This is a genomic window from Sporichthyaceae bacterium, from assembly GCA_036269075.1.
Taxonomy (GTDB): domain Bacteria; phylum Actinomycetota; class Actinomycetes; order Sporichthyales; family Sporichthyaceae; genus DASQPJ01.
On record DATASX010000130.1, the window covers coordinates 17,191 to 38,514 of the forward strand.

The 21,324-nt window shown below is 71.7% G+C and carries 24 protein-coding genes; 9 read left to right on the top strand and 15 right to left on the bottom strand.

Annotated features, from left to right (window positions below; genetic code table 11):
• Nucleotides 1–42: 42 nt before the first annotated feature.
• Both purE and VHU88_24275 read right to left on the bottom strand, forming a co-directional pair.
• Nucleotides 43–585: a 5-(carboxyamino)imidazole ribonucleotide mutase gene (purE, locus tag VHU88_24270; GenBank protein ID HEX3614827.1), complete on the bottom strand. Its 543-nt coding sequence runs from the start codon at nt 583–585 to the stop codon at nt 43–45.
• Nucleotides 578–1,747, bottom strand: coding sequence for a 5-(carboxyamino)imidazole ribonucleotide synthase (locus VHU88_24275; GenBank protein HEX3614828.1), 1,170 nt, complete (start codon nt 1,745–1,747; stop codon nt 578–580). The genes purE and VHU88_24275 overlap by 8 nt, the downstream gene beginning before the upstream one ends.
• A gap of 297 nt (nt 1,748–2,044) precedes the next feature.
• Between VHU88_24275 and VHU88_24280 the strand changes: the two genes are divergently transcribed.
• A complete protein-coding gene (locus VHU88_24280) occupies nt 2,045–2,560 on the top strand; it encodes a GtrA family protein (GenBank protein HEX3614829.1) in 516 nt (171 codons plus the stop codon).
• Here VHU88_24280 and VHU88_24285 read toward each other — a convergent pair.
• Together VHU88_24285 and VHU88_24290 are read right to left on the bottom strand one after the other, a co-directional pair.
• Nucleotides 2,557–3,102 carry a TIGR00730 family Rossman fold protein gene (locus tag VHU88_24285; GenBank protein HEX3614830.1) on the bottom strand — a complete coding sequence of 182 codons (546 nt, stop codon included), beginning with the start codon at nt 3,100–3,102 and terminating at the stop codon, nt 2,557–2,559. The genes VHU88_24280 and VHU88_24285 overlap by 4 nt on opposite strands.
• A 4-nt stretch (nt 3,103–3,106) precedes the next feature.
• Nucleotides 3,107–3,946: a TIGR00730 family Rossman fold protein gene (locus tag VHU88_24290; GenBank protein ID HEX3614831.1), complete on the bottom strand. Its 840-nt coding sequence runs from the start codon at nt 3,944–3,946 to the stop codon at nt 3,107–3,109.
• Nucleotides 3,947–4,076: 130 nt separating this feature from the next.
• On the opposite strand from VHU88_24290, the gene VHU88_24295 reads away from it, so the two are divergent.
• The gene (locus VHU88_24295; GenBank protein ID HEX3614832.1) at nt 4,077–5,066 is read left to right on the top strand and encodes an LLM class flavin-dependent oxidoreductase; all 990 of its coding nucleotides are present in this window, start codon (nt 4,077–4,079) and stop codon (nt 5,064–5,066) included.
• Here VHU88_24295 and dapE read toward each other — a convergent pair.
• Nucleotides 5,036–6,145 carry a succinyl-diaminopimelate desuccinylase gene (gene dapE / locus VHU88_24300; protein HEX3614833.1) on the bottom strand — a complete coding sequence of 370 codons (1,110 nt, stop codon included), beginning with the start codon at nt 6,143–6,145 and terminating at the stop codon, nt 5,036–5,038. The two genes, VHU88_24295 and dapE, sit on opposite strands and share 31 nt — an antisense overlap.
• A gap of 36 nt (nt 6,146–6,181) precedes the next feature.
• Here dapE and dapD point away from each other — a divergent pair, with 36 nt between their 5' ends.
• Nucleotides 6,182–7,111, top strand: coding sequence for a 2,3,4,5-tetrahydropyridine-2,6-dicarboxylate N-succinyltransferase (gene dapD / locus VHU88_24305; GenBank protein ID HEX3614834.1), 930 nt, complete (start codon nt 6,182–6,184; stop codon nt 7,109–7,111).
• 76 nt (nt 7,112–7,187) lie between these two features.
• Here dapD and VHU88_24310 read toward each other — a convergent pair whose 3' ends face one another.
• Both VHU88_24310 and VHU88_24315 read right to left on the bottom strand, forming a co-directional pair.
• On the bottom strand, nt 7,188–7,757 hold the full coding sequence (locus VHU88_24310; protein ID HEX3614835.1) for a DUF488 domain-containing protein: 570 nt from the start codon (nt 7,755–7,757) through the stop codon (nt 7,188–7,190).
• Between the two features lie 278 nt (nt 7,758–8,035).
• The gene (locus VHU88_24315) at nt 8,036–8,815 is read right to left on the bottom strand and encodes a hypothetical protein (protein ID HEX3614836.1); all 780 of its coding nucleotides are present in this window, start codon (nt 8,813–8,815) and stop codon (nt 8,036–8,038) included.
• A 62-nt stretch (nt 8,816–8,877) separates the two neighbouring features.
• Here VHU88_24315 and VHU88_24320 point away from each other — a divergent pair, with 62 nt between their 5' ends.
• Entirely contained in the window at nt 8,878–9,975 is a 1,098-nt protein-coding gene (locus tag VHU88_24320; protein HEX3614837.1) for a class F sortase, read from the top strand.
• A 79-nt stretch (nt 9,976–10,054) separates the two neighbouring features.
• Entirely contained in the window at nt 10,055–10,225 is a 171-nt protein-coding gene (locus tag VHU88_24325) for a hypothetical protein (GenBank protein HEX3614838.1), read from the top strand.
• A gap of 13 nt (nt 10,226–10,238) precedes the next feature.
• Here VHU88_24325 and dapC read toward each other — a convergent pair whose 3' ends face one another.
• Complete coding sequence (gene dapC / locus VHU88_24330; protein ID HEX3614839.1) at nt 10,239–11,348, bottom strand: succinyldiaminopimelate transaminase; 1,110 nt, start codon at nt 11,346–11,348, stop codon at nt 10,239–10,241.
• Nucleotides 11,345–11,671: a ferredoxin gene (gene fdxA, locus VHU88_24335; protein ID HEX3614840.1), complete on the bottom strand. Its 327-nt coding sequence runs from the start codon at nt 11,669–11,671 to the stop codon at nt 11,345–11,347. The genes dapC and fdxA overlap by 4 nt, the downstream gene beginning before the upstream one ends.
• 77 nt (nt 11,672–11,748) lie before the next feature.
• Here fdxA and VHU88_24340 point away from each other — a divergent pair, with 77 nt between their 5' ends.
• Nucleotides 11,749–12,750 (top strand): GNAT family N-acetyltransferase, encoded by a 1,002-nt coding sequence (locus VHU88_24340; protein HEX3614841.1) that lies wholly within the window; start codon nt 11,749–11,751, stop codon nt 12,748–12,750.
• A complete protein-coding gene (locus tag VHU88_24345; protein ID HEX3614842.1) occupies nt 12,747–13,565 on the top strand; it encodes a transglutaminase-like domain-containing protein in 819 nt (272 codons plus the stop codon). Before VHU88_24340 ends, VHU88_24345 begins: the two co-directional genes overlap by 4 nt.
• Before the next feature lie 102 nt (nt 13,566–13,667).
• On the opposite strand, the gene rocD is transcribed toward VHU88_24345, so the two are convergent.
• On the bottom strand, nt 13,668–14,885 hold the full coding sequence (gene rocD, locus VHU88_24350; GenBank protein ID HEX3614843.1) for an ornithine--oxo-acid transaminase: 1,218 nt from the start codon (nt 14,883–14,885) through the stop codon (nt 13,668–13,670).
• Nucleotides 14,882–15,763, bottom strand: coding sequence for an amidinotransferase (locus VHU88_24355; GenBank protein ID HEX3614844.1), 882 nt, complete (start codon nt 15,761–15,763; stop codon nt 14,882–14,884). Before VHU88_24355 ends, rocD begins: the two co-directional genes overlap by 4 nt.
• Nucleotides 15,764–15,878: 115 nt before the next feature.
• Here VHU88_24355 and VHU88_24360 point away from each other — a divergent pair, with 115 nt between their 5' ends.
• Nucleotides 15,879–16,460 (top strand): dienelactone hydrolase family protein, encoded by a 582-nt coding sequence (locus VHU88_24360; protein ID HEX3614845.1) that lies wholly within the window; start codon nt 15,879–15,881, stop codon nt 16,458–16,460.
• Nucleotide 16,461: 1 nt separating this feature from the next.
• On the opposite strand, the gene VHU88_24365 is transcribed toward VHU88_24360, so the two are convergent.
• The 3 genes from VHU88_24365 to mshB are packed head-to-tail and all read right to left on the bottom strand — an operon-like array spanning nt 16,462 to nt 18,286.
• Nucleotides 16,462–16,917 carry an Lrp/AsnC family transcriptional regulator gene (locus VHU88_24365; protein ID HEX3614846.1) on the bottom strand — a complete coding sequence of 152 codons (456 nt, stop codon included), beginning with the start codon at nt 16,915–16,917 and terminating at the stop codon, nt 16,462–16,464.
• Nucleotides 16,914–17,402, bottom strand: coding sequence for a DUF6113 family protein (locus tag VHU88_24370; GenBank protein ID HEX3614847.1), 489 nt, complete (start codon nt 17,400–17,402; stop codon nt 16,914–16,916). Before VHU88_24370 ends, VHU88_24365 begins: the two co-directional genes overlap by 4 nt.
• Complete coding sequence (gene mshB / locus VHU88_24375) at nt 17,399–18,286, bottom strand: N-acetyl-1-D-myo-inositol-2-amino-2-deoxy-alpha-D-glucopyranoside deacetylase (protein HEX3614848.1); 888 nt, start codon at nt 18,284–18,286, stop codon at nt 17,399–17,401. The genes VHU88_24370 and mshB overlap by 4 nt, the downstream gene beginning before the upstream one ends.
• Before the next feature lie 39 nt (nt 18,287–18,325).
• On the opposite strand from mshB, the gene VHU88_24380 reads away from it, so the two are divergent.
• Nucleotides 18,326–20,458: a prolyl oligopeptidase family serine peptidase gene (locus VHU88_24380; GenBank protein HEX3614849.1), complete on the top strand. Its 2,133-nt coding sequence runs from the start codon at nt 18,326–18,328 to the stop codon at nt 20,456–20,458.
• On the opposite strand, the gene VHU88_24385 is transcribed toward VHU88_24380, so the two are convergent.
• Entirely contained in the window at nt 20,455–21,324 is an 870-nt protein-coding gene (locus tag VHU88_24385) for a 3-keto-5-aminohexanoate cleavage protein (protein ID HEX3614850.1), read from the bottom strand. The genes VHU88_24380 and VHU88_24385 overlap by 4 nt on opposite strands.

Below are 21,324 nucleotides of genomic sequence, written 5' to 3' on the forward strand. Positions count from 1 at the left end.
GCAGCGGGCGGAGCACGACGAATTAGTGCAGCGGGCGGAGGGTCAGGGGGAGCCGAGGCGCCGGGAGCGCAGCGCGGCGCCCTTCGCCCGGGCGGTGGCCGCCAGGTCGGTCTGGAAGTCGAGCATTCGGTTCCGCAGGTCCTTGTCGCTCACCGCCAGGATGCGCACGGCGAGCAGGCCCGCGTTGCGCGCGCCGCCCACCGCCACCGTGGCGACCGGCACCCCGGCAGGCATCTGCACGATCGAGAGCAACGAGTCCAGCCCGTCGAGGTTTCGCAGCGGCACCGGTACGCCGATGACCGGCAACGGCGTGACCGAGGCGAGCATCCCGGGCAGGTGCGCCGCTCCCCCGGCGCCGGCGATGATCACCTTCAACCCGCGGTCGGCCGCACTTGCCCCGTAGTCGAGCATCGCGCGCGGCATCCGGTGCGCGGAGACCACGTCGGCCTCGAACGGGACGTCGAACTCCTCCAGCAACTCGGCGGCGGCCTCCATCACCGACCAGTCCGAGTCCGACCCCATCACCACCCCGACCAGCGGGGCGGCGGCGCGCAGGCCCGCCGGCGGGGCGTCGGGTTCAGCCAAGGTCGTCTCCAACCGGTGAGTCCGGGTCAGCCTGTTCCAACTCGGGATGGCCGCCCAGGAACGCCGCGGCGTGCCGGGCGCGGGCGAGCAGGTCCGCCGGGTCGCGGCCGCCGACGGTCACGTGCCCGACCTTGCGGCCGGGCAGCGCCTTCTTGCCGTAGTTGTGGATCTTCAGCCCCGGGTCGTGGGCCATGCAGTGCAGGTAACCCCCGAACAGGTCGGGGTGGTCGCCGCCGAGAACGTTGGCCATCACCACGTGGCGGTCGCGCATCGACACGTCGCCCAGCGGCCAGTCCAGCACCGCCCGCAGGTGCTGCTCGAACTGGCTGGTCACCGAGCCGTCGATGGTCCAGTGGCCGCTGTTGTGCGGGCGCATCGCGAGTTCGTTGACGACGACGCCGGCCGCGGTGTCGAACATCTCCACAGCCAGCACCCCGACCACCTCGAGGTCCCCGGCGATCCGCAGCGCGATCTGCTGTGCCGCCAGCGCGTGCTCCTCGCTGATCGGCGCCGGGGCCAGCACCTCGCGGCAGATCCCGGCCCGCTGCACGGTCTGCACGACCGGCCACACCGCGGCCTGTCCGTGCGGGCTACGGGCCAGCAGTACCGCCAGTTCCCGGTCGAAGTCGACCCGGGCCTCGGCCAGCACCGGGCCGCGCGCCAGCCAGTCGACGGCGTCAGCGGCGGCGGCGACGACCCGGACGCCGCGGCCGTCATAGCCGCCCTGCGGGGTCTTGATCACCACCGGCCAGCCCACCCGGGCACCGAATGCGTCCAGCCCAGCGACGTCGTACACCAGCGCCCACTCGGGCACCGGCGTCCCGAGCCGGGTCAACCGCTCGCGCATCACGCGCTTGTCCTGGGCGTGCCGCAGCGCCGCCGAGCCGGGCCGCACCGCGACTCCCTCGGCCTCGAGCACCTCCAGGTGCGCCGGTGGCACGTGCTCGTGATCGAACGTCAGCACGTCGCAACCGGCCGCAAAGGCCCGCAACATGTCCAGGTCGTCGTGGTCGCCGACCACCACATCGGCGCTGATCTGGGCGGCTGAGGAGTCCGCCGCCTCGGCCAGCACCCGCAGCCGTACGTCGAGAGCGACGGCCGCAGCCGCCGTCATCCGGGCCAGTTGCCCGCCGCCGACCATTCCGACCACCGGTTGCGCCACGCGCGACACGCTATCGAGACTCCTCAGTGCAGCAGCGCAACGGCCCGGATCAAGGCGCTGACCAGGCATTACACACACGATGCAACGGTTCCGTGACCGAATGCAGGTCACGAAATGCGATCAGCTTCACCCTCAGTAGCGCCTGACAGGCCATCAGGTGGGGAAGAATGACTGCCGACAACGCATTAGCGGCAGTCCGGGTACCCACCCCGGTCGCGACGAGCAGAGTCCGGGAACACCCCGGCTGCGATGAACAGAGTCCGGGGACCCCCCGGCTGAACGAGAGGGCCGGGATCGGTGAGTTTCGCCCGCAGTACGGACGGCACCCGCATCGCCAACCTCAGCGCAGCCATCCGTGAGCGCTTCGGCCACCTCGTCCACGAACTCGCGAAGTTCGGGGTCGTCGGTGCGGTCGCCTACGTGGTCGACGTCGGCACGTTCAACGCGCTGCGAGCCGGGGTCCTCACCGACCGCCCGCTGAGCGCCAAGTTCATCTCGACGATCCTGGCCACCACCGCCGCGTACTTCGGCAACCGGCACTGGACGTTCCGGCACCGCGAGCGCACCGGCCTGCGCCGGGAGTACGCGCTGTTCTTCGCGTTCAACGCCGTCGGGCTGGCGATCGCGTTGGGCTGCCTCGGGTTGTCGCACTACGTGCTGGGCCTGACCTCGTCGTTGGACGACAACATCTCGGCGAACGTGATCGGCATGATGCTGGGCACGGTCTTCCGGTTCTGGACCTACCGCAAGTTCGTGTTCACCGAGCTCGCCGAGCCGTCCCGCTCCGAGATCGCCGAGCCGCTCGCGGCTTAGGCGGCGCGCTCGGCGAGCCGGTCGAAGGCCTCGGCCACCGAGGTCGTCCAGCTCAGCAGCTCCGCGGTCGCCGCGGACATGAACCGCTGTGCGACCAGCACCTGCACCTGCTCCCGCAGCGGGGCGAACAAGCCACCCGGATCCAGCAGCACGACCGGCCGGTCGTGCATGCCCAGCGCCCGGGCGACCCAGATCTCCAGCAGCTCCTCCAGCGTGCCCAGGCCGCCGGGCAGCACCAGGAACGCGTCCGCGCGGGCGTCCATGGCGGCCTTGCGGGTCCGCATGTCGGGGGTGACCAGCAGCTCGTCGGCGTCGTGGTCGGCGACCTCCCGGCTGACCAGTGCCTGCGGGATCACCCCGATCGTGTGCGCCCCACCGGCCCGCGCGGCCCGGGCCAACGCGCCCATCGCCGAGATCGCGCCACCGCCCGAGACCAGCGTGTGCCCGCGGGCGGCCAGTTCGGTCCCGACCTGCCCGGCCAGCTCGACCCACCTCGGGTCGATCAACTCACTCGACGCGCAGAAGACGCAGATCGCCGCCATCGGCTCAGCCGTCGGCCGGCAACCGCAGCATCCGCAGCTCGCTGGTCTGGGCGGCGATGTCGATGGCCAGCGCGTCGCCTGCGGCGAGCTCCTGGCGACGGCGCCGCTCGTCGGCGTCGCGCATGATCTGCACGACCTCGTCCACGTCGTCGGTGATCTGGATCAGCTCGATGTCACTGGGCGAGATCTTCCCCGACTCCACGACGCGGGTGCTGATCCACTCGATCAGGCCGGTCCAGTAGTCCTTGCCCATCAGCACGACCGGGAAGCGGGTCACTTTCTGGGTCTGGACCAGGACCAGCGCCTCGAACAGCTCGTCGAGAGTCCCGAATCCGCCGGGCATGAACACGAAGCCCTGGGCGTACTTGACGAACATCGTCTTGCGGACGAAGAAGTAGCGGAAGTCGATGCCGACGTCGACGTACTCGTTCAGGCCCTGCTCGAACGGCAGCTCGATGCCCAGGCCGATCGAGGTGCCCTCGGCCTCCACCGCGCCCCGGTTCGCGGCCTCCATCACACCCGGTCCGCCACCGGTGATCACCGCCCACCCGGCCTTGGCCAGGCTGTGGCCGAGCCGCCGGGTCAACTCGTACTCGGGGTGATCGCGCGGGGTGCGCGCGGAGCCGAAGATGGTGATCGCCTTGCCGGTCTCGGCCAGCAGCCCGAATCCCTCGACGAACTCCGCCTGGATGCGCAGCACGCGCCACGGGTCGGTGTGCACCCAGTCGCTCGGGCCCAGGCCGTCGAGCAACCGCTGGTCGGTCGTGGAGTTCTGCACCTGACGGCGACGCAGGATCACCGGGCCGCGGTGGCGTTCCGGGGTGTGACTGGGCTGCTCCGACATGGCCGCGACGCTACAGGCGATTGAGCCGAGAGATCGGACGCCGCTCCCCGACGAGCCACGGTCGCAAGCTTGCGGGCGTCCGAGGGTGCTGTCCGGCTCGCCGGCATCCCGTGGCAGCATGCGATCTGCGATGGAGATTCCCCTGTCAGTGCTCGATCTTGCGCCGGTGTCGAGCGGGACGTCGGCGGCCGAGTGCGTCCGACGAACCGTCGACCTGGCCCGGTTGGCCGAACAGCTGGGGTTCCGGCGCTACTGGTTCGCCGAGCACCACAGCCTCCCCGCGGTGGCCAGCAGCTCACCCGAGGTGCTGATCGCGCACGTCGCGGCGCGCACCGAGCGGATCCGGGTCGGGTCCGGTGGGATCATGCTGCCGAATCACACCCCGATACGGGTGGCCGAGGCGTTCAAGACCCTCGCGGCGCTCTACCCGGACCGTATTGACCTGGGAATCGGTCGGGCACCGGGCTCGGAGGCATTCGCGTCCAAGGCGTTGCGGGCCTTCGACGCCTCGGCGTTCTCCTCGCTGGTCTCCGAGCTGCTCTCGTTCACCCGAAAGCTGTTCCCGAACGGGCACCCGTTCGCGTCGCTGCAGGCGATGCCGGAGGACGCCGTCCCGCCGCCGATCTGGATCCTCGGCTCGACCGGTGCCAGCGCGGAGTCGGCCGGCCGCGCCGGGTTGGGATACGCGTTCGCGACCCACTTCACCGCGGAGTCGCCGGGACCGGCGATCAGCATGTACCGCGCGGCCTTCACGCCCAACGCGGAGTTCGCGCAGCCGAGCGCGATCCTCGCCGTCGCCGTGGTCTGCGCGGACACCACCGCGGAGGCCGAACGCCTGGCGACGACCATGGACCTGGGTTGGCTGCGGATCGAGCGAGGCGAGTTCTCCGCGCTGGAGAGCCCCGAGGAGGTCGCGGCCCACCCGTTCAACGAGTCGGAGCGGGCCTCGATCAAGCGACGCCGGAACCTGGTCGTGATCGGCGACCCGGAGGAGGTCCGCGAGCAGTTGACCAAGCGGATGGCCGAGTCCGGGGCCGACGAGCTGATGATCGTCACCAACGTCTGGAGCCACGAGGCCCGGCTGCGGTCCTACGAGTTGGTGGCGCAGGCGCTGACCTGAGCCGCGCCGGTCAGCCAGGCGCGCAGCGTGGCCTCGCACTGGGCGATCTCGGACAGCTCGACGTACTCGTCCCGGGTGTGCGCCAGGCCCGGGTCGCCGGGGCCGTAGTTGACCGCGGGCACGCCGAGCTCGGAGAACCGGGCGACGTCGGTCCAGCCGTACTTGGGGGCGGCCGGTCGCCCGGTCGCCGCGAGGAATGCGGCCGCGGCGGGCCGGTCGAGGCCGGGCAACGCGCCGGGCGCGGCGTCGACGCAAACGACCTCGTAGCCCTCGAAGACCTCGTGGACGTGCGCCAGCGCCTCGTCCATCGAGCGGTCCGGGGCGAAGCGGTGGTTGACGGTGACCACGCACTCGTCCGGAATCACATTGCCGGCCACCCCGCCGCGGACGAACACCGCCGAGAGCCCTTCGCGGTACTCCAGGCCGTCGACGGTCGGACGCCGCGGCTGGTAGTTCCGCAACCGGTCGAGCACGTCGCCGGCGGCGTGGATCGCGTTCTCGCCGCGCCACGACCGCGCGCTGTGCGCCCGCACCCCGCGGGTGGTGACCTCGACCCGCAGCGTGCCCTGGCAGCCGGCCTCGACCCCGGCGTTGGACGGCTCCATCAGCACCGCGAAGTCGCCCGCCAACCAGTCCGGGTGCGCGGCCACCAGCCGACGCAGGCCGTTGCGCTCGGCAGCGACCTCCTCGTTGTCGTAGAAGACGTAGGTGATGTCCCGCACCGGCTCGGTCAGCGCCGCGGCCAGTCGTAACGCGACCGCGACCCCGCCCTTCATGTCGCAGGCGCCCAGCCCGTACAACCGTCCGTCGACGAACCGGGCCGTGAGGTTGTCCGCGGCCGGGACGGTGTCCAGGTGGCCGGCGATCACCACTCGCTCGCCGTGACCGAGCTCGGTGCGCGCGACCACCGCGTCGCCGTTGCGCGTGACGGTCAGATGCCCGAACTTGCTCAGCGCGCGCTCCACCGCGTCGGCCAACGGGCCTTCGGCGCCGCTCACGGACGGCCGGTCCACCAGATCGGCGGTCAGCGCGGCGCCGTCGAGGGTGAGGTCGAGGTCAGCGCCTGGGTCACGGGTCACGCGGCAACGTTATCCGGGCGTGGATACGGTTACCGGGTGACAGAACGCAACGCTTGGGGCGACGGCTTGGCCACCGTCGCTGCCGACGGACGGATCCTCGACACCTGGTACCCGACCCCGGAGCTGGGCGTCGCGCCGAGCGCCCCGGCGCCGGCGGAGTTGCTCGCGCTGGAGGGCAAGGACGACCGGCGCGGGGTCCGCGTCGAGCTGGTACGTACCCGGATCGCCTCCTTGGACGAGCCGCCGGCCGACGCCGCCGACGCCTACCTGCGGCTGCACCTGCTCTCCCACCGCCTGATCGCACCGCACGGGGCGAACCTGGACGGCATCTTCGGGCTGCTGTCCAACGTGGTCTGGACCGATCGCGGCCCGTGCCCGGTGGAGGACTTCGAGAGCACCCGCCTACGGCTGCGCGCGACCGGGCCGGTGCAGGTGTTCGGGGTCGACAAGTTCCCCCGGATGACCGACTACGTCGTGCCTGCCGGGGTGCGGATCGCCGACGCGGACCGGGTCCGGCTGGGCGCGCACCTGGCCTCCGGGACGACAGTCATGCACGAGGGGTTCGTGAACTTCAACGCCGGGACGCTGGGTGCCTCGATGGTCGAGGGCCGCATCTCGGCCGGGGTCGTGGTGGCCGACGGTTCGGACGTCGGCGGGGGCGCGTCGATCATGGGGACGCTGTCCGGCGGCGGCAAGGAGGTCATCCGGGTGGGCACCGGCTGCCTGATCGGGGCCAACGCCGGGCTCGGGATCTCGCTGGGCGACAACTGTGTCATCGAGGCCGGCTGCTACGTCACGGCCGGGACGAAGGTGGCCCTGCCGGACGGCTCGGTGATCAAGGCCCGAGAGTTGTCCGGACGCGACGGGGTCCTGTTCCGGCGCAACAGCCAGACCGGCGCGGTCGAGGCGCTGCCGCGGGCCGGGCAGAACTGGGGCGGCCTGAACGCCGCCCTGCACGCCAACTGAGCCCTTGGGGTCAGCCGCGGCGCTTGTTTTCGGCCTCCTGGCCGTGCGTGCTCCTTCGTCGCGCGCACGGCTCAGTTCAGCCGAACTCGGCGAGCAGCGCGTCGATCTCGCGCTCGAGTCGGTCGCGGTCGTCGTGGTCGTGGGCCGGCGTGGTGGGCTCGGCGCCGAACTCCTTCAGCACCGAGTCGATGTCCTCAGCGCCCGGGCGGTATCGCTCGATCTCGCCGAGCAGCACCTCCTGCTGGGCCTGGCCCAACTCGAGCTCCGCGGTCATCACACCGACGCACCGCGAGCCGGAGACGGTGATCAGGTCGCGGATCACGGCGCGGGCCCGCGGTGATGCCAGGTGGACGCGGTAGCGGTCGGCAGCCGCGGCTGCATCGGCGGCGCTGCGGAACGCCACCTGCCCGACGTCCGGACTGCCGAGCTCCTCGTAGTGCACGTACTGGATGCCGTTCGCCCGCAGCGCCTCGGCGAGCACGTGCCGGGAGAACCCGCGCCGGTTGCACCGCGGCACCAGGCGCGCGTCAACGACGATCTGCACTCCGTCCAGGCGCAGGCCGGTCACGAATTCCACGACCGAGCGGCCCTCGTAGCTGACCCCGACGACGCCGCCGCGGGCCACCTCCGAGTTCCTGCTGGCCATCGGAGGACCTCCTTTGTCACGCGCCGTCAGTACCGGTCAACCTACCGTGCGAACAACGGGTGAATCGGCGGGGTGGCATTGCCCGAAGATGATCTTCGTTTCGACCGGGGATGACCGGAAGCGGTTTGCGGGGTATCCCATTTGCACAGGTCGAAGGCACTGTTTGGGGAAGTATTCACCTTTTTGGCCCTACGCTTTCAGGCATAAACCATCGCAACGGGAGCGAAGATGGCGAAGCCGAACAACGAGTCTGACGACCACGCGGACAGCGGGGACGATCAGCCGAACAACACGTCCTGGGTGGTGGGCGCGATCATTGCGATCGCCGTCCTCGCAGGCGTGCTCTCGCTGATCGGCCTGTGGTCGCAGAAGGACACCACGTCCAACGCCGGCGCGCCCGCGGCCACCGCCACCAGCGCCCCGACAGACGTCCCAACAGCCGCCTCGACCAGCGCGAGCAGCACCGTCGCGACCAGCCTGCCGACCGCGAAGTCGACATCCGCCTCCTCCACGGGCTCGTCATCCTCCTCGGGCGGCAGCACCACGGTGGTGACCCTGCCCACAGCGAAGTCGACATCCGCCTCCTCCTCCACGGGCTCGTCGTCCTCCTCGGGCGGCAGCACTGTGGCGGTCACGGCGCCGACCGCGAAGTCGACCTCGAGCGCGTCCCACTCCGGGTCCGGGACGGACATGACCGCCATGCCGCCCGGCATGAACATGGACACGTCCACCGGCGGGTCGAGCAGCGGTTCCAGCAAGTCGAGCAGCGACTCGTCGTCCGCCAAGTCGAGCGGCACCGGTTCCACGGCGGCGCTGCCGTCCGCTACCGCGACCCCCGCAAGCAAGGTCAGCAGCGGCGGTTCGACGGTCGCCGTGCCGCCCAGCACGGCCGGTGGCTCCTCGAGCACCACAAAGTCGAGCAGCTCGAGCGACACCAAGGCCGGCGGTTCGTCGGCGAAGTCCGGTGGCGCGGTTCCTGCCGGGGCGCCCAAGACCGGTGGCGGTGGCTCCTCCGTCTCGGACAGCAACGCGCTGGCAGCAGCCGGTGCGGTTGCCATCGCGATGGCCGCCCTGATCGGCGTCCTTGCGCTGCGTCGCCGCTCCAGCCTGTAATTCGAGGATGACCGACGGCAAGGCGCGGGTGCTGGCGCTGACTGGCGCCGGTGTGCTCAGCCAGGTGGGCATGACCCTCCTGATCGTCGGTCTCAGTTTCGGCAAGATGCCGCCGCCTGCCCCGCCTCGTGCGGGGCAAGCGGCGGCGATTGGCTTCTCCAGCACCGGGCCTACCCTGCTGGCCCAGTCCGGGCCCGAGCAGAACCCGCTCGGCCCGGTCACCCCGCTGACCCGCTCCACGCCGATCCGGTTGACCGTGCCGCGGGTCGGCATCAACACGGCGCTGATGCAGCTCGGGCTGCAGTCGGACGGCGAGATCGAGGTCCCACCGGACGACTCCACCGCACCGGCCGGGTGGTACCGCAACCTGGCCACCCCCGGTGAGGCCGGCACGTCGGTGATCGTCGGCCACCTCGACTCACCGCAAGCCCCAGCGGTGTTCTTCAACCTCGGCGCGATGCGGCCCGGCGACCACCTGTCGGTTCTGCGGGCCGACGGGTCGACCGCGCACTTCACGGTCACCGAGGTCGGCAGTTACCCCCGCGACCAGTTCCCCAGCGAAGCCGTGTACGGGCCCAGCACCACGCCGGTCCTGCGGCTGATCACCTGCGGCGGGCAGTACCACAAGGGCGATGGCTACGAGGGCAACGTGGTCGTCTTCGCCGACATGGACCCGGACGTCGCACCCGTCATCCCGGCCAGGCCGTCGAGCACGCCCACCCCGGCGGCCACCGCCGCCCCGTCGCCCACCCACCCGCCGACCCGGACGCGGGAACCCGCGTCGGACAGTGCCTCCTCCGACGAGTCATCCTCCGGGGCCGAACCGACACCGACGAATTCGCCGGCGCCGGAGAGTTCGCCGTCCCACTCCCCGTCCGGCGAGTCGAGGCTGACCCACCCGTCGTCGACCGAGTCCTCCACCGCCCGGTCGAGCGGGAGCTCGAGCCTCCGGTCCTCGACGAGTCGGCCCACCTCGTCCGGTTCGTCCCACACCCGCAGCAGCGAGGACTCGGACAGCCACGAGCGTGAGTCGCGGCCGGTGTACCACCGGCCCGCGCACCGGGAACCGGCCCCGTACGTCCCCCCGCAGTCGATTCCGCAGTGATCTCGGACCGGCGGACCCGCCGGTGATGTTGTTCCGTGATCTCCCTGACGCCAGGTCGTTACAGGTCTATGGTCGGCAGATGGCGGACGACGAGATCGACCCCGGTGGCAACACCGAGATGTTCCGCGCGTTCGTGACCGGCGCGGAGCACTACCAGGAGCGGACGTCCGGCCGCGGCCCGGTGCTGGTCATGGTCGCCGCCTTGGCCGTCGCCCTGCTGATGTTCGTGGTGATCGTCGCGCACGGCTGAAGCCGGCCCGCGCTCAGCTCGTCAGTCGCTGGGCCGCTGCCGCGATCCGCTCATCCGTCGCGGTGAGTGCGATGCGCACATGGCGCCGTCCCCCAGGGCCGTAGAACTCCCCCGGAGCGACCAGGATGCCCCGGTCGGCGAAGTGTCCGACGGTGGCCCAGCAGTCCTCGTCGCGAGTTGTCCACAGGTACAGACCAGCCGCCGACTCATCGATCCGGAAGCCGGCCTCGAGCACGGCCGCCCGCAGCGTGGCGCGTCGGGCCGCGTACCGCTCCCGCTGCTCCGCGACGTGCTCGGTGTCGGTCAGGGCGGCCACCAACGCGGCCTGGACCGGCGTCGGCAGCATCATCCCGGCGTGCTTACGGACCTCGAGCAGGTGCGCCACCAGTCCCGGGTCGCCGGCCAGGAACGCCGCCCGATAACCGGCCAGGTTGGAGCGTTTCGAGGCCGAGTGCACCGCCAGCAGGCCTGCATGCGAGCCCCCGCAGATGTCCGGGTGCAGCACCGAGACCGGCTCGGTGTCCCAGCCGAACTCCGCGTAGCACTCGTCGGAGACCAGCACCGCGCCCGCCGCCCGGGCCCACGCCACCAGTTCGCGCAGCCGGTCCGGCGGCAGGACACGACCTGACGGGTTGGCCGGGGAGTTCACCCAGACCATCCCCACCGGGCCCGATCTGCCCGCCGAGTCGAGTTCTGACGGTTCCTCAGCCCGCACCGGGGTGGCCCCGGCCAGCCGCGCACCGACCTCGTAGGTCGGGTAGGCCAGATGCGGATGCGCCACCACGTCGCCGGACCCCAGCCCGAGCAACCTCGGCAACCAGGCCACGAGTTCCTTCGACCCGATGGCCGGCAGCACCGCGGTCGGGGCCAGGCCCGCGACGCCGAAGCGCCGGGCCAGGAACTCCGCGATCGCCGCGCGAACTGCCGGCGTGCCGGAGGTCAGCGGGTAGCCGGGCGCGTCGGCCGCCCCGGCCAGCGCTTCCTGCACGACCTTCGGCGCCGGGTCGACCGGGGTGCCGACGGACAGGTCGACCAACCCCGCCGGCCCAGCCGCCGTGATAGCACGTTCCTTGGCCGGGTTGAGCCGGTCCCAGGGGAAGTCCGGGAGGTTCGACGACCTCACTCTTCGTGTTCTTGCGGCGGCAGCGCCGCGACGTGCGGGTGGTCGCGCTCGATCAGGCCGAGCTTCGCCGCGCCGCCGGGCGACCCGAGGTCGTCGAAGAACTCGACGTTGGCCTTGTAGAAGCTCTTCCACTGGTCCGGCACGTCGTCCTCGTAGAAAATTGCCTCGACCGGGCACACCGGTTCACAGGCCCCGCAATCCACGCACTCGTCGGGGTGGATGTAGAGCATCCGCTCGCCCTCGTAGATGCAATCGACCGGACACTCCTCGATACAGGCTTTGTCCTTGAGGTCGACGCAGGGCTGAGCGATCACGTACGTCACGGAAGGTCCTCCTCGCGATCTGACTGCCGACTTAGTATCACGGTCAGGGCAGGCCAAGACGACAACGGGGGCACCGCTTGCAGCAACGCTTCGTCCTCGCGTTGACGATCTCGCCGGACGACGTCGGTTCCCGGGTTTCGGTCAGGCGTCGACTGCCCGACGGGGGGATGACCGATGCGGTCGGACAGTTGCTCCGGTGGTCGGACGGAACGCTGGTCGTCGCACGCCGCGACGGGACCCTCACCGAGATCGCCGAGGACTCGGTGGTGGCCGGCAAGGTGGTCCCGCCGCCGCCGACCCGGATGTCCGGCGGCCTGGCGCAGGTGCGCGAGCTGCAGCGGATCGCTGCCCTGGGCTGGCCCGCGCAGGACACGACGGAGTTGGGCGGCTGGCTGCTGCGCGCCACCGGCGGGTGGACGCTGCGGGCCAACTCGGTGCTGGTGCTGGACGCCCCCGGCCTGCCGGTGCCCGAGGCGCTGGCGGTCGTCGACCGCTGGTACCGCGAGCGCGACCTGGCGCCGGCGTTCTCGATCCCCGAACCGCTCGACGACGGCCTCGGCGCCGCGCTGACCGACCTCGGTTGGCCCACGACCGGCCGGCGGATCCTGGTGCTGACCGCCGCGGCCAACACGGTCCTGCCGCCGGACCCGGGCGGGGAGCCGGTCCGGCTGGACACCGCCCCGGACGAGGCCTGGCTCGCGGGCTACGGTTCCCGGGGAGGTATCTCGGAGGTGGGCAGAACGGTTCTGACGGGTCCTCAGTCGGCGGTCTTCGCGTCCGTGCGCCACGGCGGCGCAGCGACGGCGATCGCCCGTTCGACGTTGGACTCCGGCCGACTGGGCATCAGCGCGGTCGAGACCGGGCCCACGGCCCGCCGGCGGGGGCTGGCGGGGCACGTGGTGCGGCATCTGGTGGCGCACGGCCGAACCGCCGGTGCCGAGCAGGTGTACCTGCAGGTCGCCGCGGACAACACCGCGGCGATCGAGCTCTACCGCGGCCTGGGCTTCGCCCAGCACCACGCCTACCAGTACCGCACCGCCCCGGAGGCAAAGCCCTCGGTCGGGACGGAGGCGTCGTGACCGAGCACCGTGAACTGTTCGCGGCGGCGATGGCCGATCCCGCGACCCCGCTGGACCTGCCCTGCCTGCTGATGGGCAACGAGGTCACCCCGGGGCTCGACGTGCGCGGGTTCACCGAGCGCCTTGACGCGCTGGCCGACGTGGTGGCCGCCGGGCTGCCCGGGGCGGCCGGGCCGGCCGCGATCGGGCGCCACCTGCGCTCGACCCTCGGCGGCGACGTGGGCTTCGCGGGCTCGGCCGCGGACTACGACGACGTGCGCTCGTCCCTGCTGCACGAGGTGCTGGGCCGCCGCAGGGGCCTGCCGATCCTGCTGTCGGTGGTGTGGTTGGAGGTCGCCCGGCGCATCGAGGTACCGGCTCACGGGGTCGGGCTGCCCGGCCACTTCGTCGTCGGCATCGGCGACCCGGAGGACGTCCGCGGCGACGGGCTGGTCCTGGTCGACCCGTTCGCGGGCGGGGTGCCGGTACCGCCGTCGACCGTCTACGGCGCGATCGGGCACGAGCCGACCGCGCGCGATCTGCGTCCCTGGGACACCAGGCGGACGATGCTGCGCATCCTGGCCAACATCCGCAACTGGGCGGGCCGGTCCGACCGCGTCCGCACCCGGCTGTGGGCCCTGGAGCTGTCGTTGTTGATCCCCGGTTGCCCGGAGGTGCTGCGCCGCGAGCACGGCGAGGCCCTGGCCCGGACCGGCGACTACGGGGCCGCGGCCACGCAGCTGGAGGCCTTCGCCGAGCTGGTCGAGGCCGAGCAGCCGCTGGTGGCCAAGTCGGCCCGCCAGGACGCCCGCACCGCGCGGGCCCGCCTCAACTGAAGCCCCGACTTCTGCTGCCTGTCGCACCTATTGGTCGGCCTCATTAGGTGCGGCAGGCAGCAGAAGTGGTGTTCGCAGGCGCGGCCTGCGGGGCCCGGTGGGTCAGCGGACGCGCAAGGCCTCGGTCAGGGCGTCGAGGGCCCAGTCGATCTCGGCCTCGCTGATCACCAGCGGCGGCGCGAGGCGGATCGTCGACCCGTGGGTGTCCTTGGCCAGCACGCCGAGCGACATGAGCCGTTCGCAGATCTGACGCCCCGTCGCCAACTCGGGGTCGATGTCGACCCCGGCCCACAGGCCACGGCCACGCACCGCGGTGACGCCGAGCGGGGCGAGCCCCATCAGCCGGGAGTGCAACTGCTCGCCGAGGTCGCGGGCCCGCCTCTGGTACTCGCCGCCGGCCAGCATCCGGACGACCACCCGGCCGACCGCGCAGGCCATCGGGTTACCGCCGAAGGTCGAGCCATGCTCCCCCGGCGACAGCACGCCGAGCACGTCCGCGTCGGCCGCGACGGCCGACACCGGCACGATGCCGCCGCCGAGCGCCTTGCCCAGCACGTACATGTCCGGGACGACGCCCTCGTGGTCGCAGGCGAACGTGTCGCCGGTGCGGCCGAGGCCGGACTGGATCTCGTCGGCCAGGAACAGCACGTTGTGGCGGGTGCAGATCTCGCGCACCGAGCGCAGGTAGCCGGCCGGCGGCACGAGCACGCCCGCCTCGCCCTGGATCGGCTCGATGAGCACCGCGACGGTGTCGTCGTCGATCGCGGCCTCCAGCGCGGCGGCATCGCCGTAGGGCACGATCCGGAACCCGGGGGTGAACGGACCGAAGTCGTCGCGCGCGACCGAGTCGGTGGAGAACGAGACGATCGTGGTCGTGCGGCCGTGGAAGTTGCCGTCGGCCACGACGATCGTGGCTCGGCCGGACGGGACGCCCTTGACCCGGTAGCCCCACTTGCGGGCCACCTTGATCGCGGTCTCCACGGCCTCCGCGCCGGTGTTCATCGGCAGCACCATCTGCTTGCCGCACAGGTCGCCGAGCTCGGCGCAGAACTCGTAGAGGGCGTCGTGGTCGAAGGCCCGCGAGGTCAACGTCAGCCGGTCGAGCTGGTGGTGCGCGGCAGCCAGCAGCTCCGGGTGGCCGTGGCCGAAGTTCAGCGCCGAGTACGCGGCCAGGCAGTCCAGGTAGCGGCGGCCGTTGACGTCGGTGACCCAGCACCCGCTCGCCGAGGCGACGACCACCGGCAGCGGGTGGTAGTTGTGCGCGCAGCGGTCGCGCAGGTCGGCGGCGGGCATCCGGGCCGCCGGAACGGTGCTCGTCATGACCGCAGCTCCAACGTGCAGCACTTCGGCCCGCCACCGGACTTGCGGAACTCCGACATCGCGACCGGGATCGGCTCGTAACCGCGGGCGCGCAGCGCCGCGTGCAGGTCGACCGCCTCGACGGCCACCGCGACGTGCCGGCCGTCGCTGACGGAGTTCAGGCCGAACACCATCGCGTCGTTCGGGGTGGCGATCAGCGCGTCCGGGAACATGCGGCGCAGCACCGCCCGGCTGCCCGGCGAGAACGCCGCCGGGTAGTAGGCGATGTCGCGGTCGCCGAGCACGGTCAGCGCAGTGTCCAGGTGGTAGAAGTTCGGGTCGACCAGGGTCAGCGAGATCACCGGCTTGCCGAGGAACTCCTGAGCCTCACGGTGCGCGGCGGGCGCGGTGCGGAATCCGGTGCCGGCCAGGATCACGTCGCCGACGTCCAGGAAGTCGCCCTCACCCTCGTTGTCCGCGAGGGTCACCGCGAACGAGCCGAAACTGTCCAGGGCCATCAACCGGTCGAGGTAGGCGGGCCCCTCGGGCCTCCGCTGCTCCTTGGCGAACTTGGCGCCGAGGACCTTGCCGTCGACGACCAACGCCCCGTTCGCCGCGAACACCATGTCCGGCAGGCCGGGGATCGGCTCGATCAGGCTCACTGTGTGGCCCAGGGCCACGTACAGGTCGTGCAGGCTCTCCCACTGGCGGATCGCCAACTCACGGTCGACGGGGATGCTCGGGTCCATCCACGGGTTGATCGTGTAGCTGACTGCGAAGTGGGACGGCCGGCACATCAGGTAGTGGCGGGTGCGGGCCGAACGCACGGTCGGCAGTGCAGTCACGGTCGCGTCGGTGCTCGGGACCGCCGACGGGGACGCGAACTGAGGCATCGTCATGACTCCACGGTAGGAACCCGCGGGCCCGCCGTCAGGCGAAAACGTTGCGTGTCGCCCGCGCTTCGTTGCGTGTGCCCGGCGATTTCCGTCGTGATGTTGTGAGGATGATGGACGCATGGCTGAGATCGCCCTTTTTCACTCCGTGCTGGGCGTCCGGCCCGGCGTCCTCGACGCCGCCCGGCGGCTCACCGAGGCCGGGCACGAGGTCTTGGTCGCCGACCTCTACGAGGGCGAGGTGTTCGACGGCTACGAGCCGGCGATGCACTTCGCGCAAGAGGTCGTCGGGTTCCCCGAACTGTTGGCGCGGGCGCAACGAGCGACGCGGGACCTGGCCGATGGGCTCTTCGTCGTCGGGTTCTCGATGGGCGCCGCGCCGGCGGAGTACGTGGCTTGCGCACGGCCTGCGGGTGGGGCGGTACTGCTCGGTGGGGCGCTGCCGCTGATTGCGCTGCACGTTCCGGCTTGGCCGGGGAAAACCCCGGTTCAGCTTCACTGCATGCTGGACGATCCGTGGCGGGAGCCGGACGAACTCGAGGAGTTCTCCGCCTCGGTGAGTGAGGCCGGGGCGAGGCTTGAACTATTTGATTATGAGGGGGACGGGCACCTGTTCACCGACGCGTCGCTGACCGAGGAGTACGACGAGGCCGCCACAGAGCTGTTCTGGCAGCGGGTGCAGGCGTTCTGCGCCGAGCGCTGACTCAGGGTTGCCCGCCGGTCTCGGCCCGCCGCAGCAGTGCCGACATCACCACGAACGAGCGGGTCCGCGCCACGAAGCGTTCGGCGCCGATCTGTTCGACGACCTTCTCCAGGTGAGCGACGTCGGAGGCCAGCACGTGCAGGATCGCGTCGGCCTCGCCGGTGACCGTCGAGGCCGAGACGACCTCCGGAAATCGGCTGACCGCGGCGCGGATCATGGCCGGAGTGGTGCGGTCGACGCAGTACAACTCGACGAAGGCCTCGGTGGTCCAACCCAGGGCGGCGGGGTCGATCAGGGTGGTGAAACCGCGGATGGCGCCGGTGGCCAGCAGTCGGTCGACGCGGCGCTTGACCGCGGGCGCCGACAGACCGACCTCGTCGCCGATCTCGGCGTAGCTGCTGCGCGCGTCGCGGCGCAGCGCGGCGACGATCGCGGCGTCCAACTGATCCAGCGTCACTTCGCGTCGCCTCGGCCCGCGATGCGGTCGTACGGCAGCAGCATGAGCAGACCGAGCAGGACCAGCCCACCGATCAGGTAGACGTAGCCCACCTTGGTGGCGGCGATGACCACGCTGCCCGCAGGTCGCTCGGTGGAGAAGAGCAGGACCGTGACGACCCAGCCCAGCACAGGCACACCCGCCGCCGACCGGGCCGCGTTCCACACCCCGGCCGCGAATGCGACCGAGCACTGCGTGGCCAGCGCGATCGCCACCCCGACCGGGATGCCGTGCACCCGGACCGCGTATCCGAACGCTCCGAGAAGACCCGCCAGGAAGCCGGCACCGAACAGGCCGATCGCCAACCCGATGGCCTGCGGGATCGGGCGCTCAGTGAGCCACTCCGGCAGCGTGACCAGCGGCCGCGCGCCCGGGCTCGCCGGCCTGCCCGATCGCCCGGCCGACGACAGGCTGAGCCGCCCCGTGCGCGCCTGCGCGCGACTCACAGTCCCGCGAACAGGTCGGCCTCGATCGGCACAGCACCCTGCTCACCGTGGACGAGACGGAAGCACTCGGTGCCCCAGATCTTCTGACCGAGGTGATTGGACAACGCGAAGAACGGCCCGTCCATGGCGATCTGGGTGGCGTGCGCCCGCATCGAGCCCATCTTGGCCTCGATGTAGTCGTCGGCGTTGATGATCGTGGTCACCAGCTCGTCCGCGATGCCGAAGGGCAGGTCCTCGGCGCGCTCGGCGCCGAAGAAGAACTCGGTGTCGCCGGCCGCCCGCATGGCATCGATGCCGGCCTGCAGGAACGAGTGCGGAATGACGCACTGGTAGATCTTCGCGACGTCCCACGCCGGGCCGAGGTCGGGCCGGAACGCGGCGTCGCGGGCGAGCTCCGCGCCACGGTTCATGACCCGGTGCGCCTGGATGTGGTCGGGGTGGCCGTAGCCGCCGTTCTCGTCGTAGCTGATCAGCACCTGCGGCCGGGTCTCCCGCAGGACCCCGACCAGGTCGGTCGCGGCGGTGTCGAGATCGGCCTGCCAGAACGACTCGGGGCGGTCGTTCGCCGGGGTGCCCATCATCCCGGAGTCGCGGTACTTGCCCGGGCCGCCGAGAAACCGATGGTCATCGATCCCGAGCGCCTTCATGGCCTCGGCAAGTTCGCCAATTCGGTATTCGCCGAGAGCGTCGTCGCGGTCGGCGGCCAGGTGGGCGAGCTCGGGGACGAGAATCTCGCCCTCCTCGCCGAGCGTGCAGGTCACCAACGTGACAGCCGCGCCCTGATCGGCGTACATCGCCATCGTGGCGCCGGTGTTGATCACCTCGTCGTCCGGGTGGGCGTGGACCACTACCATCCGGCGCTCGGCGGGCGTTGCAGCAGGCATGCCAAGAATCTAGTCGACCCGGCTGACAGGATTTCGGCCATGAACGCCGACCGGCCGAGCTTCCCCCGGCACAGCGCGCGAACCTTGCGGTTCACCCTCGGCGTGCCGCGCAACTTCGCGGTCTCGCCCGACGGCGCCCGGGTGGCGTTCCTGCGGGCCCCGTCCGGGACGGACCGGCGCACGATGCTGTGGGCGGCCGACATCGGCGACGGGGTGGTCGAGCGTGTGGTCGCCGACCCGCGCGGGCTCACCGGCGACGACGAGACCCTCTCGGCGGCCGAACGCGCCCGGCGGGAGCGGGCCCGGGAGGGCGCGGCGGGAATCGTCACCTACGCCACCGACCGCGACCTGCGGCGCGCGGTGTTCACGCTGTCCGGTGCAATGTACGTGGCCGAACTGGACGGCTCCCCCGACATCCGCCCGGTGCCCGCGACCAGTCCGCTGTTCGACCCCAGACTGGATCCGACGGGTCGTCAGATCGCCTACGTGGCGCAGGATCGCGTCCGGATCGTCGATGTGACGACTGGTCAGGATGCCGAACTCGGCGGCCAGGACACGGCCGAGTCGGTGACCTGGGGGCTGGCCGAGTTCATCGCCGCCGAGGAGATGGGGCGCTCCCGCGGCTTCTGGTGGGCACCGGACGGCAGCGCCCTGCTGGTCAGCCGGGTGGACACCACTGCGGTGAACCGCTGGCACATCGCCGATCCGGCGCACCCCGGTCGCGACCCACAGCAGATCGCCTACCCGGCGGCCGGCACCCGCAACGCGACCGTCGAACTGCACCTGATCGCCCTGGACGGCGCGCGGGTGCAGGTCAGCTGGGACACCGAGGCCTACGAGTACCTCGCCGCCGTGCACTGGTCGGGTCGGGGCGCCCCGCTGCTGCACGTCCAGAACCGGGTGCAGCGCTCGACGCAGGTGCTCTCGGTGGACGTCACGACCGGCGCGACCCAGCTGCTGCACACCGACAGCGACCCGGACTGGGTCGAGTTGGTCGACGGCGTGCCGCACTGGGGTCCGGGCGGCGAGCTGGTCCGGGTCGGTGACTCCACCGGCCGGCGGCGACTGTTCCTCGGCGACCGGATGGTCTCGGCGGACCTGCAGGTGCGCGCGGTCCTCGGGTCGACCCGGGCGGGCGGCGCCGGCGAACTGTTGTTCACCGCCTCGGCCGAGGACCCGACCCAGGTGCACGTGCACCGCACCGGGCCGGACGGGCCGGTCGCGGTGTCCGCTGCCCCCGGCGTCCACGCGGCCGCGGCCGGCGGCGGCACGGTGGTCCTGGTCTCCTCAGCCCTGGCGCGCGTGGGCCGCACGGTCACGGTGCGTCGGGACGACGCGGTCGTCGGCGAGATCGCCACGCTGTCCGCCGACCCCGGGATCACGCCGGTGGCGCGCACGTTGTCGGCCGGGCCGCGTGAGGTGCGCACCGTCGTGCTGCTGCCGACCGGGCACCGGCCCGGCACGCCGTTGCCGGTGCTGCTCGACCCGTACGGGGGCCCGCACGCCCAGCGGGTGCTGTCCTCGGCCAACTCGTTCCTCGAGTCGCAGTGGTGGGCGGATGCCGGGTTCGCGGTGGTGATCGCCGACGGGCGCGGGACACCGGGGCGCGACGCGGCTTGGGAACGGGCCGTCGCGGGCGACCTCGCCGGGCCGGTCCTGGCCGACCAGATCGCGGCCCTGCACGCGGCCGCCGAGCAGTTCAGCGACCTGGACACCGACCGGGTGGCGATCCGCGGCTGGTCGTTCGGCGGGTACCTCGCGGCGCTGGCCGTGCTGCGGCGCCCGGACGTGTTCCACGCGGCGATCGCCGGCGCCCCGGTCACCGACTGGGCGCTCTACGACACCCACTACACCGAGCGTTACCTGGGCACCCCGACCGACGACCCGGACAACTACGCCCGAAGCTCGCTGTGCACCGACGGCGTGCTGTCCCCCGACCTCGTGCCCCGCCCCGGCGATCCGATCCGCCCGTTGCTGCTGGTGCACGGCCTGGCCGACGACAACGTCGTGGCCGCGCACACCCTGCAACTGTCCGCGGCGCTGCTGGCCGCCGGGCGGCCGCACCAGGTGCTGCCGTTGTCCGGCGTCACCCACATGACGCCGCAGGAGACCGTCGCGGAGAACCTGCTGCTCCTGCAGTTGGACTTCCTGCGGCGATCGCTCGGGGCCTAGCGTCCGGCCAATGTGGCGCGGACCTCGGCGGTGGTGGCCGGCCGAGCGCCGGCTGCCCCGATGCGGTTCACCGCGTCGGTGACCAGCTCGACGTTGGTCCGTGCGGACCCGAACGGCTGGTCCTCCAGCCCGACCCGTACGTGACCGCCCCGGGCCACCGCCTCCGGGATCAGCGGCAGCACGTCCACGCACAAGCCGGCGACCATCCACTGGCTGCCGGGCGCAACCTCGTCGAGCAGGCGGATGTGCGCCTCCAGCGCCCAGTCCCGCGGCGGGAAGCCGAAGCTGAGGTCGTCGGAGAACATGAACCGGTAGACCGGCTCCGGCAGGCCGGGGCGGACCCGGGCCAGCAGCGCGCCGAGCCGGGTGATCCCAGGTTCGTAGCAGGCGTAGGCCGGGCGGATCCCGTGTTCGGCGGCCAGGTCGAGCCCGTAGCGGATGTGGTCGTCCGGGTTGAGGTAGAGGAATCCCTCCGCGGGCGTTGCGACATGCGTCATGTGGGCCGAGCCGGGGTCGACGACCGTCCACTCGAGTACGCCGCGGCGGGCCAGTTCCGCGACGGCGCAGAACCGCTCGGCGGCCGACATCGGGCGCTCGGCGTTCGGGTCGCCGAGCAGCGCCAGCGTCGGGTAGACGATGGCGTCGACCTCGGCGCGGATGCCGGAGATGATCGCCTGGTAGACGTCCGGGTCCTCGCGCTGCAGTCCGGTCGCCGGGTCGTAGGGGTGCACGTGCACGATCGCCGCACCCGCCCGGACACAGGCGATGCCGTCCGCGACGATCTCCTCGACGGTGATCGGGATCTTCGGCTGCCGGGCCCGCGTCCACGGCCCGTTGACCGCGGCCTCCACCCACACCGCTCGCAC